Below are 17,826 nucleotides of genomic sequence, written 5' to 3' on the forward strand. Positions count from 1 at the left end.
CCGGTGACGTTTGATCTTGGTGCGGGAGTCGCAAGTGGGATCACTGGCAAGGTGCCGGTGATCCGTCTTGGGGCATATGGGTGAAGCGGTGTTAACTATTGGTGCAGCGGCTGCGCGACAGAAAGTCCAGCGTCTGCTGATATAGGTCATCACGAAAAGTCTCACTGTCATCGCTGCTTACCGGGGCGATTTCATTGCAGAGCGCGAGCAGCTCCCGCGCTTTAGTCGCGGTTGGGCGGCCGATATCGGAATCCGGGTGCGCGAACAGGTGCCAGCCGCCCTGCTCGTGAAGGTCTTTGCGTTGAGCGTTGCTGTCGTCGGTACCGAACGATGCAGCGATCGCATTTTCCGGCAGATCGAGAAACTCCTCTCTGGCGAGTAAGCCCGCCGCATCGCGTCGCTGCGATTGATCGTTAAGATGCGCGCACGCTTCCAGCAATGCTGCGCGCAGCGCGAGGTGCGTTGCCGGGTTGGCTTCATGCCAGCTCGAGGTTACCGCGAGGACTTTCTCAGGCATGCCCGGCATCAGTGTGTTGCAGGTTGCGGCGATCGCGCCGCTGCCCTCCTGGGCTGCGAGGGAGTTCCAGGGTTCGCCGACACAGCAGCCGTCGATATCGCCTGCGCGTAAGTGGGACACCATCTGCTCAGGAGGCAACACCTGGAGCTCGATTTCCGTATTGGGATCAATCCCGGAGGTTCTCAGCCAGTGACGGAGCTGCAGGGTATGGCTGGAGAATGGGTAAACGGTGGCGAAACGCAACGGCGGAGCGCCGGGGGAGCGATTGTGCAAGTGCGTTGCCAGTGCGCTGCCGGCGGCACTGGTGTTTCCGTCTTTACCTAGCGCGTTAAAGAGTGGCGAGGACAGGGTGATCGCATTGCCATTGCAGCTCATGATCAGCCCGCTGACAAGGGATTCGCGGCATTGCGGCAGGGTCTGCTGCAGGGTGAGGGCCATTGGTGCAAGCATTGCCGCGGCATCGGCAGTGCCCCCTATCAATTTGTCACGCAGGGTGGCCCAGGAGGTCTCCTGTTGCAGCTCGACTTCGAGACCGAATTTTTCAAAGAATCCCATTTCCCTGGCGACGACCAGAGGGGCGCTATCCGTCAGTCGCAGATAGAGCAGTTTCAATCGATTCTTTTCGGGAGTGAGCGAACTTTTTGACGGCATAGCGACTTACAGCTTGGGTTGCAGGTGTTGAATGATCTGTTCCGCCACGGCGAGCATGGTGGAGTTACTGTTCATGGCGAGCGTACGCAGGGTCTTGTGGGCGGCATCTTCGCTAAGGTTCTTACTTGCCATCAGCAATCCTTTTGCCCGCTCAACGGCTTTGCGTTCGTCGAGCTGTTGCTGGGTTGCTTCGAGAGATTTGCGCAGCTGTTGATAACTGCGGAATTGTGCCATGGCGATTTCGATAGCCGGGGCGACGCGATCCGCACACAGCCCTTCAGCCATATATGCGCTGACGCCAGATTCAACGGCGCGAGCAATGAAGTCTGCATCGCCACGTGGCGAGAACATGGCAACCGGCATCGGGTGTTGCCGGTGGATGATGGCGAGGCTTTCGAGAATGTCCCGATCCGGTGATTCAATATCGATTAACACGATATCTGGTCGATGGGTGTCGACCTGCTGCAGCAGCCCGTTGGCGCTGGTCAAGTGGATCAGTAACTCGTAGCCCGCGACCTGCAGCTGCTGGGTGACCATCTGCGCCCGCTCGGGCTGATCGTCTACCAACATAATACCTAGGGGCTTGCTCATGAATTGGGGTGTCGTTCCGGTAATCAATCGTCGCTGGGATTGGCGTGTAGTTTCGCAAATTGCTTTTCTTGTATGGGAGTCAAAGCAAGATTGGTGCCATTGAAGCGGCAATTAGTGATCACTTTTCCCGGGTGAATGCTGTTTGGGGGAGCTTTGCTATTCGCGCGGGGCGATGTTGGTGGCTTTGGGGTATGTGGGGTTTGTGAACGGGCGGGATAAAAAAATAATGATTGGTCAGGCAGCTTAGTTGCAATTGAATCTAATTGGGGTAATCTATTCCCACTATTCGGCGAGGCTATGGTCTTCGCTGCTTTTTCTGCTTAAAAAGTCTTCACGCTTCCTCCCAATTCGCTGTTTTTCCGGCGCAAAAAACTTCCCTTTCTACACTATTTCTCCCCTTATTGAAAATTGTTTTTTAGTATGGGGGTGATTACTTTGGTTAATTGTTCCCAGGTTTCGTTAGTCGTTACGTTGTTCGACGAAATTTGGATCGAATATAAATTTTTGCTGTAGTCCGTATCCTTTTTTTATCCAGGGTGAAGCAGTGGCGGTCTGCCCTTTTCATGTAGTGATGTGGAAGCAAGTCGTTGCGACTCCTCCGCGTTCAATTGTGAAAAAGCCCTGGAGTGAAGTGTGTGAGGAATTCTCTGAGCACCTTCCGTGAAAAATGGTCGGTAGCGGGAAGTCAAAACAAACAACGACGGAGATATCTGGTGATTATTGCTATTCCGAAAGAATCGGCCTCCGGGGAGGCGCGCGTTGCGGCCACCCCCGATAGTGTTCGCCGATTGCGGGGGTTGGGATTTGATGTGGTCGTGGAGTCCGGTGCTGGTGTAGAAGCCAGTTACCCGGATGACGCCTATCGAGAGGCTGGAGCCGAAATTCGCGAGAGTTTCACCAGCTGCATGGAAGGTGCGGGGCTGGTACTCAAGGTGCAGGCTCCCAATGCAGAAGAGCTGGAGTTGATTCCCGCAGGGGCGACTCTCATCTCCTTCCTGAAACCCGCACAAAATGGCGAGCTGCTGCAGCAACTGGCTGAACGCAATATTAATGCGCTTGCTGTCGAGTCGGTTCCGCGGATATCCCGTGCGCAGAAAATGGATGCGCTCAGTTCCATGGCGAATATTGCCGGCTATCGTGCCGTCATCGAAGCCGCACATAACTTCGGTCGCTTCTTCACCGGACAGATTACTGCGGCGGGGAAAATCCCACCGGCAAAAGTACTGGTGATTGGCGCTGGTGTTGCGGGCTTGTCGGCCATTGGTACTGCCAAGGGAATGGGGGCGGTGGTGCGCGCCTTCGATACCCGTGCCGAAGTACGTGAGCAGGTCGAGTCGATGGGGGCCGAATTCCTGACGGTGGAAATCGAGGAAGAAGGTTCCGGCCAGGGCGGCTATGCCAAAGAGATGTCAAAAGCGTTCATCGATGCAGAAATGGCGCTGTTCCGCGAGCAGGCCAAGGAAGTTGACATTGTTATTACCACTGCGTTGATTCCCGGAAAGCCTGCGCCGAAGTTGTGGTTGGCTGATATGGTGGATGCGATGGCAGACGGTTCTGTCGTCGTCGACCTGGCGGCAGAAAATGGCGGCAACTGTGATTACACGGTTGCGGAAGAGAAGGTAGTAGAAAGTGGTGTAACGGTAATCGGCTACACCAATCTGCCCAGTCGTGCAGCGACTCAGTCCTCCAACCTCTATGCAACCAATCTGTTCCATCTGCTCAGCGAGTTGAGCCCGGAAAAGAATGGTGAAATCAATATCGATTTCGAAGATGAGGTTCTGCGTGGTGCCACAGTCGTCAAGGCTGGAGAAATCACCTGGCCACCCCCCGCTCCGAAGCTGTCTGCTGCGCCCGCCGCGGCCAAAGCGCCAGAGCCCAAAGTGGCTGAACCAGCGGTTACAGAATCCAAGAAAACATCGCCGTTGTCGATCTTCGCCTTTTGGGCGGTGGCCGGAGCCTTGCTGCTCTGGTTGGGACGCGTTGCGCCGGCCGATTTTGTTTCGCACTTCACGGTTTTCGTTCTGGCTATTTTTGTCGGCTGGCAGGTGATCTGGAATGTGACGCACGCGTTGCACACACCGTTGATGAGTGTGACCAATGCGATTTCGGGCATTGTTGTGGTGGGCGCGCTCCTCCAGGTGGGGTCAACGGGATCCGGCCTGGTGACGGTCCTGGCCTTTATTGCGGTACTCGTTGCGAGTATCAATATATTCGGTGGTTTCTTCGTGACCTACCGCATGTTGAAAATGTTCCGTCGTTGATTGGGGAGAAAGATGATGAACGGTATGATTTCCATGGCTTATCTTTTTTCCGCGGTCATGTTTATTTTGAGTCTCGGTGGGCTTTCCAGTCACGAGACTGCGCGTCGCGGTAATGTCTACGGTATGGTCGGCATGGCGGTAGCCATCATTGCGACCGTGGCAGGCATTGTTTCTGGGGCTTACGGACTCGTGACCCTGGCGATGGTGATTGGCGCAGTGATTGGTCTCTTCCTGGCGAGTCGCGTCGAGATGACCCAAATGCCGCAAATGGTGGCTTTGCTGCACAGCTTTGTGGGTCTCGCGGCGGTCCTCATCGGCTGGGGCGGGTTTCTTGATCCGCGTATTTCGCTCACCGGTGCAGAGCATATTGTGCATAACGTCGAGATTTATCTCGGTATCTTTATTGGCGCAATTACCCTGACGGGTTCTCTGGTGGCCTTTGGTAAATTGCAGGGCTTTATCTCCGGTAAGCCTCTGATGTTGCCGGCACGCCACTGGCTGAATCTGATTGCACTCCTCGGCTGTGTACTGCTGGGTGCGTGGTTTGTTCCCGGAGAGGTCAGCGCTAGCACCGTGTTCTATCTGTTAGTGATGACGGGTATCGCGTTGTTCCTCGGTGTTCATCTGATCGCTGCCATTGGTGGTGCAGATATGCCGGTGGTGATCTCCATGCTGAACAGCTATTCCGGCTGGGCCGCGGCTGCTACTGGATTTATGTTGAGCAACGATTTGTTGATCGTGGTCGGTGCCCTGGTCGGTTCTTCTGGTGCGATTCTGAGTTACATCATGTGTCGCGGTATGAACCGCTCGTTTATCAGTGTGATCCTTGGTGGGTTCGGTTCTGATGGTGGTGAAGTGGCCGAGGGTGAAATTGAGGGCGAGGCCGTCGCGATGAGCGCTGACGATCTGGCGGTAGAGCTGGAGACTGTTGACAGTGTCATCATTGTGCCGGGCTTCGGCATGGCGGTCGCCCACGCTCAGCAGGCAGTGAGCGACCTGACCGACCGGCTGCGTCGCAAAGGCAAAACGGTACGTTTTGGTATTCACCCGGTAGCAGGTCGTCTACCCGGACATATGAATGTACTGCTTGCCGAAGCGAATGTCCCCTATGACATCGTGCTGGAGATGGAAGAGATCAATGATGACTTCCCTGATACCGACCTGGTTCTGGTGATTGGCGCCAACGATACGGTTAACCCGGACGCGGTAGAAAAACCCGGGTCGCCGATTGCCGGCATGCCGGTTCTGGAATGTTGGAAATCCGGTAAAGTGGTCATTTTGAAGCGATCCATGGCTTCCGGTTACGCGGGCGTGGCAAACCCCCTGTTCTATAAGGACAATGCCCGTATGTTGTTCGGTGATGCCAAGGATAGTCTGCAGAAAGTGCTAGCTGGTCTCTCCAGTTAAGCGCTCATCATTTCAAATTTCGCCGGTCCTGTGCAGGGCCGGCGAACGCATTTCACATTTCCTTTCGGGTACGTTTCTCAACCGGTTGCACTGCGGAACTCCCGTGTTACATTCCTGTTCCAGATAAATCGAATAATTCTGGAGAAGGGTATGCGCGTTATGGGGGGAAAGCTTGGCCACCTGTTGGTCGCATCAGTGGTAGCCCTGTCGGGCTGTGGCGGTGGCTCTGGCGGAGGTTCGGCCGGTGCGGGTTCACTGGGAGGCGGCTCTGGTGGGTATCAGACTCCGACCTGGCAGGAGGGCAACTTTCAACCCTCAGAGACGTTTGCCAATCGTTGTGAGGCTCCCCGTTCAGGCGTGAATCCGGCCACCGGTTCGAACTACCTGGATGTGGCGGGCTCGGCACTGGACGAGAAGTTCTGGCTCCGCTCCTGGAGCGATGAGTTATACCTCTGGTACAGCGAGATTGTGGATGTGGACCCTGCGTCCTATGCGGTGGACGAATATTTCGATTTGCTGGTAACCAATGCACTCACAGACAGTGGGGCGCGCAAGGACAACTTTCATTTCCTGATGCCCACCGATGAATGGATTGCGCAGTCCCAGTCCGGAGTGTCCGTTGGCTATGGACTGCAGTGGGCCATTCTTGAGCCCTATGCGCCACGGGAAATTCTGGTCGCCTACACGGAAACGGATTCCATTAGTGGACTGCCGCCGCGCGGCACACGCATTCTGGGTGTCGACGGTGTTGATGCGGTCAATGTAAACACCCAGGCCGGTGTGGATACGCTGAATGCGGCTTTCTTCCCCTCCCAGCCCGGCGAGCGTCACACTTTTGATGTGGAGTATCCCGATGGGACGACGGCAACCCTGGTGCTGACCGCGGATGCTGTTGTCGTAGATCCGGTTCGCCAGGTTTCGGTGGAGATTGATGAGGCGGGCCGCCGCGTCGGCTATATGTTGTTCAACGACCACATTGCCACTGCAGAAAAGCAGCTCAAGGAGGCCGTCGAATATCTCTCCGGTGAAAATATCGAAGAGCTGGTAATTGACCTGCGTTATAACGGTGGTGGTTACCTGGCGATCGCCAGCCAGCTGGCTTACATGGTGGCAGGCCGGACACCCACCGCGGGTCGCACCTTCGAGCAAATGCAGTTCAATGACAAATACCCGAACACCAACCCGGTAACGGGGGATCCACTGGACCCCATGCCGTTCTTTGATACCACCCTCGGGTTCGGTGAGCTGCCCAGTGGCCAATTGCTGCCGACGCTTGATCTCGCCCGAGTAATCGTTTTAACCGGCGCCAGCACCTGTTCGGCCAGCGAGGCCATAATCAATGGGTTGCGTGGTGTCGACGTCGAGGTGGTTCAGATTGGCGAGCAAACTTGTGGTAAACCCTACGGCTTCTATCCGACAGACAATTGCGGCACAACGTATTTCACCATCCAGTTTCAGGGCGTCAATGCGAAAGGCTTTGGCGAGTATTCTGATGGTTTTGTACCCGGGGGTGTCGGCAGTGCGGGTGTGACTGGCTGTCAGGTCGCGGATGATTTCAGTCGTGGCCTTGGCGACAAGTTTGAAGCGCGTTTTTCGACGGCTCTTGGCTATATCGCGGGTGGCAGCTGCGTGCGGGCCTACCGTGGGGATGGGGTAAGTACGCTGATGGCAACTTCGGAAGCTAGCGTGGGCGCCGCGCCAGCCCAGGTTTACAAGGCTCCCACGCGCGAAAACCGCATTCTTGGCGTGCCGTTCGGCCGTTAAGCCGCGGGTCAATTCAAGGAGAGGCGGGGATGATGGCAAGGAAACAGTGGCTTTCGATGCTCGGCGGGTTTTTCCTGGCGGGCTGCGGTGTTCAGGCTGCGCTGGGCAGCGAGGTGCCCGGCGTTATCGCTGCGGTGCCGGCGGAGAACCTGGTTCGGGGCCAGTCGGAGCTGAAGCGGGTTGTCAGCGAGGCGATGCACGGTATCTCTGTGCCATTGGCGGCAGATGCCCTGACGGAGTCCAGTGTGCTGGTGGTCGAGCGTCGGCAACAGCAGGACTTGCAGCAGCGGCCACTCGCCGGTCGGGAGATGTCGCTGCCGACCCGTTTCCGGCTGTTTGTCGACGGGGAGTCACGCTGCTGGCTGCAGAGGGAGGATTCCGGGCGACGCTGGCTCCTGAACGGGGTCAGCTGTCGGCCCGCGAACTAGGCATCGAAAACAACATCGAGGCCCGGTGAACGGCGCTGTGTATCAGCGCAGCAGATTGGACAGGCGGGGGTTGGGTTTGTCCGCGGCCCGATAGATCAGCGCAATCTTGCCAATTTCCTGCACGAGTTCTGCGCCACTTTGTTCGCAGAGCTCGACAACCACCTGGCGGCGCAAGTCGCGGTCGGCCACCACCAATTTCACCTTGATAAGCTCATGGTCCTGCAGGGCCCGGTTCAGCTCCTCGAGGACTCCCTCAGTCAGTCCCTTGCCGGCAATGGTCACGACAGGTTTCAGGTTGTGTCCGAGAGTGCGCAGGGACTTTTTACGCTCGGTGGTTAAAGGCATACAATACTCCATCCTTTTTAGAGGCATTTGAGGGGTCGCCGGAGCATTCCGGCGCTGTCAGCAAGGCAAACAGGTGCTGGCACCTCGCGGCCAATGTGGCCATGGGCTCTATAGTACTCAATGGTAGGTGTGAGTACCGGCGGGTGGGCTTGGGGCCGGCGCGCTGCTTCCAGTTAATTGAAGAAGTATTGTAACTGATGGGTAGATCGAAAAGCAGCCATCGCTGGCTGCGTGAACATTTCAACGACCAGTATGTCAAACAGTCGCAGAAAGATGGCTACCGTTCGCGGGCGAGCTACAAGCTGCAGGAGCTGCAAAAGAAGGACCGCCTGATCAAGCCGGGAATGACGGTAGTGGATCTGGGAGCGGCTCCCGGTGGGTGGTCGCAGGTGGCTGTTGAGCTGGTAGGTCATAAAGGACGCGTACTGGCCTCGGATATCCTGCCCATGGACCCGCTGGCGGGGGTGGATTTTGTCCAGGGAGACTTCACCGAGGAGGCCGTGCTCAATCAGTTACTCGAAAAACTGGGAGAGGCCAGGGCGGACCTTGTTATTTCCGATATGGCCCCCAATATGAGTGGAGTGCGTGACGTCGATCAGCCCGCCTCCATGTATCTGGTGGAGCTGGCTGTCGATATGGCACGTCAGGTGCTCAAGCCTGGCGGCGCATTTGTGGCGAAGGTCTTTCAGGGTGAGGGTTTCGATGCGCTTATTCGCGATCTTCGCTCAAATTACAGTTCGGTAGTTACACGCAAGCCCGACGCGTCCCGGCCCCGTTCCCGGGAAGTGTATGTGGTGGCGCGGGGCTACAAGGGCGGTTAAGGCATCGCCTCAAGCCTGTAGGCCGTCGCTTTGCCAGCGGCATGGGGCCTTCAGGTGTGGTATAAGCGTCTAATTGAATTCTCGATGCCTCGCTGGTCGAGGCGGCGGGCGTCACGCCTATACTGAACGGATGACCGCGAGGATCTGGGCGGTGGTTGGGGACGATAAGTGCCAGCCCTGCCGGAAGGTAAACAACGCAAGAGGGAACCCCCTTTGAACGATATGGCGAAAAACCTGGTGCTGTGGCTGATCATCGCGGCGGTACTGCTGATGGTGTTTCAGAACTTCAAGCCGCAAACCCGGGATGAATCCCTCAGCTATTCGGACTTTGTGCAGGACGTCCAGGCCGGTCAGATAAAGAGTGTTGTCGTCGACGGACTCGTGATTACCGGTGAGCGTGCCGACGGCAAGCGCTTCAAGACCATTCAGCCCCAGATCATCGATGACGAGCTCACCAATGAAATGGTGCGCGGCGGGGTGCAGTTTGTCGGTCGTGAGCCTGAGTCTCCCAGTATCTGGCAGCAGTTGCTGGTCGCCAGTTTCCCCATCCTGATCATTATTGCCGTTTTCATGTTTTTCATGCGCCAGATGCAGGGCGGTGCCGGTGGCCGCTCAGGCCCCATGGCATTTGGTAAGAGTAAGGCGCGTCTGCTGGGTGAGGATCAGATCAAAACAACCTTTGCCGATGTCGCCGGTGTCGATGAAGCGAAAGAGGATGTACAGGAGCTGGTGGAGTTCCTGCGGGATCCAACCAAGTTCCAGCGCCTGGGTGGCAATATCCCGCGCGGCGTCTTGATGGCCGGACCGCCCGGAACCGGTAAAACCCTGCTGGCCAAGGCGATTGCCGGCGAGGCAAAAGTACCGTTCTTCTCTATTTCTGGTTCTGACTTTGTCGAGATGTTCGTCGGTGTCGGTGCATCACGCGTCCGGGATATGTTTGAGCAGGCCAAGAAGCAGGCGCCCTGTATCATCTTTATCGATGAAATCGATGCGGTCGGCCGTCATCGCGGCGCCGGTGTCGGCGGCGGGCACGACGAGCGTGAACAGACATTGAACCAGTTGCTGGTGGAAATGGACGGTTTCGAGGGCAGTGAAGGCGTTATTGTGATCGCCGCGACCAACCGTCCGGATGTGCTCGACCACGCGCTGCTGCGCCCGGGTCGCTTCGACCGACAGGTGTTTGTGGGGCTGCCGGATATCCGCGGTCGCGAGCAGATCCTGAAGGTACATATGCGCAAAGTGCCTCTCGAAGAGCACGTGTCGGCGCAGACAATCGCCCGTGGCACGCCCGGCTTCTCCGGTGCGGACCTGGCCAACCTGGTCAATGAGGCCGCGCTGTTTGCTGCGCGCGCCAATCGCCGCATGGTGACCATGGAAGAGTTTGAGCGCGCCCGCGACAAGATCATGATGGGTGCCGAGCGCAAGTCCATGGTCATGAATGAGAAGGAAAAGACCAATACCGCGTATCACGAGGCTGGACACGCCATTATTGGTCGATTGGTGCCAGAGCATGATCCGGTGCATAAGGTCACCATTATTCCTCGCGGCCGTGCACTGGGGGTCACCCAGTTCCTGCCGGAAGAGGACAAATACAGCCTGTCCAAGCGCGCGATTGAGTCGCAGCTGTGTTCGCTGTTTGGCGGCCGAATTGCGGAAGAAATGACGCTGGGCATTGATGGGGTAACCACTGGCGCGTCGAATGATATTGAGCGTGCCACCGATCTTGCGCGCAATATGGTGACCAAGTGGGGCCTGTCAGAGAAGCTGGGCCCGCTGCACTACGGCGAGGACGAAAGTGGGCAGCCGGGTGCGGGCAATCCGGTTTCTGGCCAGACATCGAACGATATCGATGCCGAGGTTCGCCGGATCATCGACGAATGCTACACCCGTGCACACAAGTTACTGGAAGAAAACCGGGATATCCTTGAGGCGATGAAAGATGCGCTGATGGAATATGAGACCCTGGATTCTGACCAGGTCGATGACCTGATGGCGCGCCGCAAGGTGCGTGCGCCAAAAGACTGGCACGACAGTAACTACGGTTCCGGGGGCAGTGGTTCCGTGGATGATGTGGAAAAGCCCGACGAGCCCAGCTCCGGTAACGAAGAGCGGAATCCTGTGGGTGGTCCGTTGAACGGCCACTGATCACGATTTGGGCTGGATAAAACCAGGGTTCGCCCTGGTTTTTTTATGGGCCCGACAAGTAATAGAAAAGCTATGGCAGTCGTTTCCAATACGTCCACGCGCGCCCTGCTAACCTGCGGGGCGCGTACTCTTGACCTAGAAAAACCGCTGGTCATGGGGGTGCTGAATACCACGCCCGACTCTTTTTCCGATGGTGGCAGTTATTACCGGGAGGGGCGCCTGAACCGGGATGCGGTGCTCGCCCGTGCTCAGCAAATGGTCGAGGAAGGCGCCGCAGTCCTGGATATCGGTGGTGAATCCACACGTCCCGGTGCCTTGCCCGTTACGGAGGCCGAGGAGCTCGACCGCGTAGTGCCGGTGGTGGAAGCGATTTCGGCAGAGCTGGATGTGGTTGTTTCGGTGGATACCAGTACTCCTGGCGTTATTGCGGCAGCAGCGCAGGCGGGTGCCGGCCTGATTAATGATGTGCGGGCTCTCACCCGGGCTGGCGCTCTCGAAGCGGCTGCCGCGACGGGGCTGCCAGTGTGTCTGATGCACATGCAGGGAGAGCCGGGCACGATGCAGAAGGCACCCCGGTACCGGGATGTCGTCGCCGAAGTAAGCGCGTATCTGGAAGAGAGAACCATCGCCTGCGTTGCTGCTGGCATCTCGCGCGACCAGTTGGTTTGGGATCCAGGCTTCGGCTTTGGCAAGGACGATACCCACAATCTGGCGCTGTTGCGCGGTCTCGACCGTTTGGCGCCAGACGGGATCCCGGTACTCGCCGGATTGTCCCGCAAGTCCATGATTGGGCGACTACTGGGGAGAGAGGTCGACCAGCGTCTGCCCGGCAGTCTGGCGCTGGCGATGCTGGCCGCCCAGCGTGGTGCCCGGATTTTGCGTGTCCATGATGTGGCAGCGACCGTCGATGTCCTCACCATGCAGCAGCTGGTTGACCGTTCATAATTTGATTGAGTGTCCGGCAAAGGGCGCGATGAAAGAGATAGAGATTGATGGCTAGAAAGTACTTTGGCACTGATGGCATTCGCGGACGGGTCGGCGAGGGCGCGATTACCCCGGAGTTCATGCTGCGTCTGGGCTATGCGGCGGGAAAAGTGCTGAGTGAGCGATACAAGAGTGCCCGAGGCGGCCGCCCGAGCATCCTGATTGGCAAGGACACCCGTATCTCCGGCTATATGTTCGAGGCGGCCCTCGAGGCTGGCCTGATCAATGCCGGGGTGGACGTGGGGTTGCTGGGGCCAATGCCAACGCCGGCGATCGCGTATTTGACGCGAACTTTTCATGCCCAGGCGGGGATTGTGATTAGTGCCTCACACAACCCGTATCAGGATAACGGCATCAAGTTTTTCAGTGCGGACGGCAGCAAGCTGCCTGATGATGTCGAGCTCGAGATTGAGGCCGCGTTGGATGCGCCCATGTCGACCGCCGAGGATCTCGGCAAGGCATGGCGAATTGATGATGCGGCGGCGCGCTATATCGAGTTCTGCAAGGCATCGACGCCCTGGGGGTTCACTCTGGATGGCATGAAAGTCGCTGTCGATTGCTCCAACGGGGCCACATACCACATCGCGCCGAAAGTCTTTCGGGAACTGGGTGCGGATGTGATACCGCTGGGTGTCAGTCCCGATGGTCACAACATCAATCTGGAGTGTGGGTCGACCAGTCCGCAGAAGCTGCAGGCGGCCGTGCTGGAACATGCGGCGGATCTGGGTATCGCCTTTGACGGCGATGGTGACCGCGTCCTGTTTGTGGACCGCGATGGCTCGCTCGTCGACGGTGATCAGCTTCTATTTATTATCGCGTTGCACCGGCATCAGTTTCGCGGCGGCTGCAATGGGGTCGTGGGCACTCAGATGAGCAACTATGGCTTCGAGTTGGCGTTGCGCGACCTGGGTATCCCCTTCGAGCGGGCCAAGGTCGGCGATCGCTATGTGCTGGAGAAGATGCATGCGCGCGGCTGGAGCCTGGGTGGCGAATCTTCCGGGCACATTATCTGCGCCGATGCGACCACCACCGGTGATGGGATCGTGTCCGCTCTACAGGCGTTACGTGCGATTGCGGATTTCGGCGAGTCCCTGCACACCCTGCTGCAACGTATGACCATGTACCCGCAGCACATGATTAACGTGCGGCTGGCCCACAGGGACGGAGTGCTGGACGATCAGGATGTTGTCGCCGCCGTTGCACAGGCCGAGCAGGTGCTGGCAGATCGTGGACGGGTACTGCTGCGCCCCTCTGGTACTGAGCCCCTGATCCGCGTTATGGTCGAGGGAGAAGATGGCGGTCAGGTACAGCAACTTGCGGCGGATATCGCTGCCGTTGTTGAGAGGGTCGGTAACCGCTGATCGGCCAGAAACACTGGATTTACCAGCGACAAAAAACTTGCCGTTTGCCATTCAATTGAGGTTGTATGTTGCGGGCAATGTCGCTAAGATTTGCGCCCCTTGAAGGAGCACGCATGCGAAAGCATTTGGTAGCAGCCAACTGGAAAATGAACGGTAGTCGCAGCTTTGTCGACGCCTTTTTTTCGGAATTTGACCTTCAGAGGGTAATCGCAGAGGTGGTGATTTGTCCGCCGTTCCCGTATCTCGGGGTCGTAGCGGATCATATCGCGGGCACGTCTTCGGTGTCGCTGGGCGCTCAGAATCTGAGCCAGGAGCCCTCGGGGGCTTTTACCGGCGAAGTTGCAGCAAGCATGTTGCAGGATTTTGGCGTAAAATACGTCATCGTCGGCCACTCAGAGCGACGCAGCCTCTATGGTGAGAGCAGCGAGCTGGTGGCAGAAAAGTTTGTCGCCGCGAAAGCGGCAGGTCTGTTGCCGATCCTTTGCGTGGGTGAGAGCCTCGAGGAGCGGGGGCAGGGGCGTACCCTAGATATCGTCGGTGCGCAAATTGCAGCAGTGGCTCGACTTGCGGGCGCTGAGGCGTGGCAGAACGCAGTGGTTGCCTATGAGCCCGTATGGGCAATCGGAACCGGCAAGACCGCCAGCCCCGAACAGGCCCAAGAGGTGCATCGCTTTATTCGCGAGTCTTTGGGTGAAGATGGCGATCAAGTTCAGCTGTTATACGGTGGCAGTGTGAAGGCAGACAACGCCGAAGCATTGTTTACCCAGCCCGATATCGATGGGGCCCTTGTTGGTGGCGCATCGTTGAAGGCTACGGAGTTTGCAGCCATCTGTCGTGCTGGCAAAGCGTAAAATTTGAGAAGGGCCGTTGGCCCGATAGTGGGTTTCCAGAACAATGGAAAAGTTGGTTTTAGTCTTACATGTCCTGACTGCTCTGAGCATCATTGGCCTGATCCTGTTGCAGCAGGGTAAAGGTGCAGAGGCCGGCGCTTCTTTCGGGGCGGGTGCTTCCCAGACTGTGTTTGGCAGCCAGGGTAGTGGCAACTTCTTTTCGCGCCTGACTGCCATTATGGCGACTGTGTTCTTTGTCACCAGCTTCGGTTTGGCCCTGCTGGCCAAGCAAAAGTCGGATACGTCCGTCGATGCTGACTTGCCGCAGATTCCTGCGATGGTCGAAGAGCAGCTGCCTCAGGTAGACAGTGAGGCGGGTGATGTCCCGCAGCTCGAAGGTGGCGCAGGTGAAGTGCCTTCTGTTGAGGACGAAGCGCCTGAAGAGGACGCTCCCCAGTAACGATTTATTAGCCCAGGTGGTGGAATTGGTAGACACGCTATCTTGAGGGGGTAGTGAGCTATGCTCGTGCGGGTTCAAGTCCCGCCCTGGGCACCACATTGAAAGCCGGCGTTCGCCGGTATCTTCCCGAAAGCCCCGCATTGCGGGGCTTTCGCGTTTTTGACTCTCCCGTCAAAGTCCCGCTATATTCGTCTGTATCAACATGCTTTGGGGGTACGGATGGGGGTATGGCCTGCGCAAATGCCAATTTAGACTCTCCCCGTACCCCCACTTCACATGGAGTAGGCGTATGGCTTTAGCGTTCACTGAGGTTAAGAACTGCACACCGCGTGAAAAAGATTACAGGCTGAGTGACGGCGGCAACCTCTATCTTCTGGTGAAGAAGTCTGGGCAAAAGCATTGGCGCATGAAGTATCGATTCCGTGGTAAAGAGCGGATGCTCGCCATTGGGCCATTCCCTACCGTCAGTTTGAAGTCTGCCCGGGACAAGCGCGATGAGGCCAAGCTCCTACTTCGCGAAGGTATCGATCCTGTAAAGCACTACCAGGAGCAGCGATCAGCGCTTGCCGCTGAGGGCGAATCGATCGACCCGGAATGCTCATTCGAAAGCTTGGGAAAAGAATGGTACTCCACTGTAATGGAGGGTAAGTCGAGCAGTCACAAATCCCGCACCTGGAGAGCACTAGAGCGCGATCTCTTTCCATTTATTGGCTCGCGTGAAGTGAGTGACATAACGCCTTTCGAGCTACTTCAGGTTCTCCGAAAAATTGAGGCGCGAGGTCATCTGGAGCTCGCTCATCGCACCCGCAGGGTGGCGAGCCAGGTCTTCCGGTTCGGGGTCATGACCGGCCGCGCAGAGCGTGACCCTTCATCAGATCTTGCCGGAGCCCTGAAGTCTCCATCGGTCCGTCATATGGCTGCCATTACTGACCCTGAGGAAGCTGGACGACTGTTGGTCGCTATCGATTCATATCAGGGAACCGCTGTCGTGGAAGCGGCGCTGAAACTATCGCCGCTACTGTTTTGCCGGCCCGGTGAGCTTCGTAACTTGCAATGGGCCGACTTTGACTGGGATAAGAGTCGGATAGAAATCCCTGGTGCGCGCATGAAGTCCGCAGAGGCCCATATTATCCCTCTAAGCTCTCAGGCTACATCGATATTCAAAGAGTTATTCTTGCTTACGGGCAGAGGTCTGTATGTATTCCCCTCTTCGCGTGGTGGAAGTCGACCAATGTCCGAAAACGCGGTGCGGACTGCGCTACGTAGCATGGGTTACCCCAATGAGGTCATGACTCCCCATGGTTTTCGTGCGATGGCCAGAACACTTTTAGATGAGGAACTCGAGTGTCGAGTCGATCTGATCGAGCAACAGCTCGCCCATACCGTACGTGACCCATTAGGGCGAGCGTACAATCGCACTCGGCACATATCACAGCGCACTGAGATGATGCAGGTCTGGGCTGATTATCTGGAGGCGTTAAAGAAGAGGGTTGAAAATTCCGCTATGAGACACACTTCTTCGAGTATTGATTGAGTCGGCTGATGAGCCCAATTTATCAATAGAGGGGGGAAATAATCTCTGTGAGTACGTTAATCCCATTTGGGAAAGACCTCAAAACCGGACTGCTCGTGGATGTGGAGGATGTACCTCGTGGACGTGCGTGCGACTGTGTTTGCCCGTCGTGTGGGCTATCACTAGTTGCAAGGCGTGGAGAAAAGAATACGTGGCATTTTGCACACGACTGTCGTGCGTCGGATGAAGCGCAGAAAGACTGTGATCTTTCGTTCGAAGCTGTTTGTGCACAAATGACCAGACAAATACTTCTTGATACTCAAAATGCCTCTTTCGCGCTCCCGTACTATGTGAAGCCAATTTTTACTGACTCTGCTTCGCAGATCCCGAATGAATCGATAATAATAACCAGGCCTTCTTCACCCACGATAGAGAGTGTTAAAGAGTTCAACGGCCCTTATAGCTTGATTGCGAAGATCAGAAATTTTGGAATGTTGCTTGATATCGAACACTCAAAAAGATTTGGTGCGAAACTAGATAGCTATCCAGAGGATATCAGTGGGCACATAGCCCTTAATCTAGCTGGCTTCAAGGAGATATATGATAAGGGAGAAATCAAAGGACGCGGTTTCAAACACGTATTAATTTCATTGATATATCAAGGGTTGTCCGGGAAGCGGTGGCTCTACCATGTAAGAGAACTGAAAAAAATTGCTGACGCTACTAAAGCCTTAGATGCTCAGAAGAAAGAGAAAATAGATCAGGCGGCGACTGTGAGACCAATTGGTCGAAAATCGAGGTCTGTAATGGTAGGTGATGTCGGCAGATTGGGGCGGAGCGTTTCAGTCGGTCCTATCATGAGCAAGCTAGGTGAAAATGATGCTTCTGAATCAGGTCGTCGAAAATTAGAGGCTTCCCAGATCCTCCATACACGATGTTGTATTCAATGCAAGCGCCAGTATGTAGTGGAACATTGCCCCTACTGCCATCGTTAAAAAATATGGGTCAAGTCATTCACGCTTTGAATGGGATTTTTCACAAAGATCATTCAGAAATGTCTGAATTTCATCAGAGCGCCATGCCGCAGTCCGACTACCAATTTTAACGGGAGCTGGAGCTTTCCCGTTCTGGATCATGGTGTACCAGGTCGTTCTGGAGATGGGGACTATCTGCAGGACTTCTTTCAATCGGAGTAATCTGTACTCTGTTTCCATCGGATATATATCTCGTAATTAGAAGTTTGGCTGAATCGACTAGGTCTGATTCGCTTTTCCCGGTTCATAGCCCGGCAACTTATGTCCGGGGAAGACCCACTTATCTTGAACCCTCGGATCCAAAACGCAACCTCGTCTTCTCTGAATGCGCTGTACTACAGAGTAGCGTGGGGATGATCAACATCGTGCCATAACTAGAAAATTTGAAAACCCCCGTTGTATTCGAGCGAGGGCTGCCTGGGGTTCTCTCACGGTGGGGGCAATAAATACTTCTCAGTTAATGAAAAAATTCTTTGTTGGTTGCTCGTTTTCAAAACTCACTAGATCACTTCCCATTTGCGCGGAGTGCCCTCTGGGCAGGGGCCGCTGAGACCATTCTTACGCAGTGGTGTTGACCTACCTGGTGCACATGGCTATAAGAAATTCCGACATAAACGTTTTTTTTATTAGAGGTTAAATCTCACGAGTGGCGAGGCTATCAGGAATAATTTCCACAAGCAGTCACCATTAAACTCTGTTAAACGGCATGCATGT

The 17,826-nt window shown here is 56.1% G+C and carries 16 protein-coding genes and 1 tRNA gene; 13 read left to right on the forward strand and 4 right to left on the reverse strand.

Features of this window, described 5'->3' with window-relative positions; all coding sequences use genetic code 11:
* Positions 1–91: 91 nt before the first annotated feature.
* Together ACXAD0_RS06680 and ACXAD0_RS06685 are read right to left on the reverse strand one after the other, a co-directional pair.
* Positions 92–1,168 (reverse strand): CmpA/NrtA family ABC transporter substrate-binding protein, encoded by a 1,077-nt coding sequence (locus ACXAD0_RS06680; protein ID WP_475087593.1) that lies wholly within the window; start codon positions 1,166–1,168, stop codon positions 92–94.
* A 6-nt stretch (positions 1,169–1,174) separates the two neighbouring features.
* Positions 1,175–1,759, reverse strand: coding sequence for an ANTAR domain-containing response regulator (locus ACXAD0_RS06685; protein WP_475087594.1), 585 nt, complete (start codon positions 1,757–1,759; stop codon positions 1,175–1,177).
* Positions 1,760–2,472: 713 nt separating this feature from the next.
* On the opposite strand from ACXAD0_RS06685, the gene ACXAD0_RS06690 reads away from it, so the two are divergent.
* The 4 genes from ACXAD0_RS06690 (at position 2,473) to ACXAD0_RS06705 (ending at position 7,619) form a co-directional block, all read left to right on the forward strand.
* Positions 2,473–4,020, forward strand: coding sequence for a Re/Si-specific NAD(P)(+) transhydrogenase subunit alpha (locus ACXAD0_RS06690; protein ID WP_475087595.1), 1,548 nt, complete (start codon positions 2,473–2,475; stop codon positions 4,018–4,020).
* 15 nt (positions 4,021–4,035) lie between these two features.
* Positions 4,036–5,427: a Re/Si-specific NAD(P)(+) transhydrogenase subunit beta gene (pntB, locus tag ACXAD0_RS06695; protein ID WP_475087596.1), complete on the forward strand. Its 1,392-nt coding sequence runs from the start codon at positions 4,036–4,038 to the stop codon at positions 5,425–5,427.
* 150 nt (positions 5,428–5,577) lie between these two features.
* Positions 5,578–7,191 carry a S41 family peptidase gene (locus ACXAD0_RS06700; RefSeq protein WP_475087597.1) on the forward strand — a complete coding sequence of 538 codons (1,614 nt, stop codon included), beginning with the start codon at positions 5,578–5,580 and terminating at the stop codon, positions 7,189–7,191.
* A 29-nt stretch (positions 7,192–7,220) separates the two neighbouring features.
* On the forward strand, positions 7,221–7,619 hold the full coding sequence (locus tag ACXAD0_RS06705; protein ID WP_475087598.1) for a hypothetical protein: 399 nt from the start codon (positions 7,221–7,223) through the stop codon (positions 7,617–7,619).
* Positions 7,620–7,661: 42 nt separating this feature from the next.
* On the opposite strand, the gene ACXAD0_RS06710 is transcribed toward ACXAD0_RS06705, so the two are convergent.
* Positions 7,662–7,964, reverse strand: a complete 303-nt coding sequence (locus ACXAD0_RS06710) for a YhbY family RNA-binding protein (RefSeq protein ID WP_475087599.1) — start codon at positions 7,962–7,964, stop codon at positions 7,662–7,664.
* A 197-nt stretch (positions 7,965–8,161) separates the two neighbouring features.
* On the opposite strand from ACXAD0_RS06710, the gene rlmE reads away from it, so the two are divergent.
* The 9 genes from rlmE to ACXAD0_RS06755 all read left to right on the forward strand — a co-directional run bounded on the left by rlmE (position 8,162) and on the right by ACXAD0_RS06755 (position 17,073).
* Complete coding sequence (rlmE, locus tag ACXAD0_RS06715) at positions 8,162–8,785, forward strand: 23S rRNA (uridine(2552)-2'-O)-methyltransferase RlmE (protein ID WP_475087600.1); 624 nt, start codon at positions 8,162–8,164, stop codon at positions 8,783–8,785.
* 222 nt (positions 8,786–9,007) lie between these two features.
* Positions 9,008–10,930 carry an ATP-dependent zinc metalloprotease FtsH gene (gene ftsH / locus ACXAD0_RS06720; RefSeq protein ID WP_475090327.1) on the forward strand — a complete coding sequence of 641 codons (1,923 nt, stop codon included), beginning with the start codon at positions 9,008–9,010 and terminating at the stop codon, positions 10,928–10,930.
* A gap of 72 nt (positions 10,931–11,002) precedes the next feature.
* Positions 11,003–11,875, forward strand: a complete 873-nt coding sequence (gene folP / locus ACXAD0_RS06725) for a dihydropteroate synthase (RefSeq protein ID WP_475087601.1) — start codon at positions 11,003–11,005, stop codon at positions 11,873–11,875.
* A 47-nt stretch (positions 11,876–11,922) separates the two neighbouring features.
* The gene (gene glmM, locus ACXAD0_RS06730) at positions 11,923–13,275 is read left to right on the forward strand and encodes a phosphoglucosamine mutase (RefSeq protein WP_475087602.1); all 1,353 of its coding nucleotides are present in this window, start codon (positions 11,923–11,925) and stop codon (positions 13,273–13,275) included.
* Positions 13,276–13,388: 113 nt separating this feature from the next.
* On the forward strand, positions 13,389–14,126 hold the full coding sequence (tpiA, locus tag ACXAD0_RS06735; RefSeq protein WP_475087603.1) for a triose-phosphate isomerase: 738 nt from the start codon (positions 13,389–13,391) through the stop codon (positions 14,124–14,126).
* 43 nt (positions 14,127–14,169) lie between these two features.
* Positions 14,170–14,565: a preprotein translocase subunit SecG gene (secG, locus tag ACXAD0_RS06740; RefSeq protein WP_475087604.1), complete on the forward strand. Its 396-nt coding sequence runs from the start codon at positions 14,170–14,172 to the stop codon at positions 14,563–14,565.
* Positions 14,566–14,575: 10 nt separating this feature from the next.
* Positions 14,576–14,661 (forward strand) — tRNA-Leu (locus ACXAD0_RS06745).
* Positions 14,662–14,854: 193 nt separating this feature from the next.
* A complete protein-coding gene (locus ACXAD0_RS06750) occupies positions 14,855–16,099 on the forward strand; it encodes a tyrosine-type recombinase/integrase (RefSeq protein ID WP_475087605.1) in 1,245 nt (414 codons plus the stop codon).
* Positions 16,100–16,146: 47 nt separating this feature from the next.
* Positions 16,147–17,073, forward strand: a complete 927-nt coding sequence (locus ACXAD0_RS06755) for a competence protein CoiA family protein (protein WP_475087606.1) — start codon at positions 16,147–16,149, stop codon at positions 17,071–17,073.
* 15 nt (positions 17,074–17,088) lie between these two features.
* Here the strand turns inward: ACXAD0_RS06755 and ACXAD0_RS06760 are convergent, their stop codons facing one another.
* Complete coding sequence (locus tag ACXAD0_RS06760) at positions 17,089–17,292, reverse strand: helix-turn-helix transcriptional regulator (protein ID WP_475087607.1); 204 nt, start codon at positions 17,290–17,292, stop codon at positions 17,089–17,091.
* Positions 17,293–17,826: the final 534 nt, after the last annotated feature.

This window comes from Microbulbifer sp. ABF4_148 (assembly GCF_056158985.1).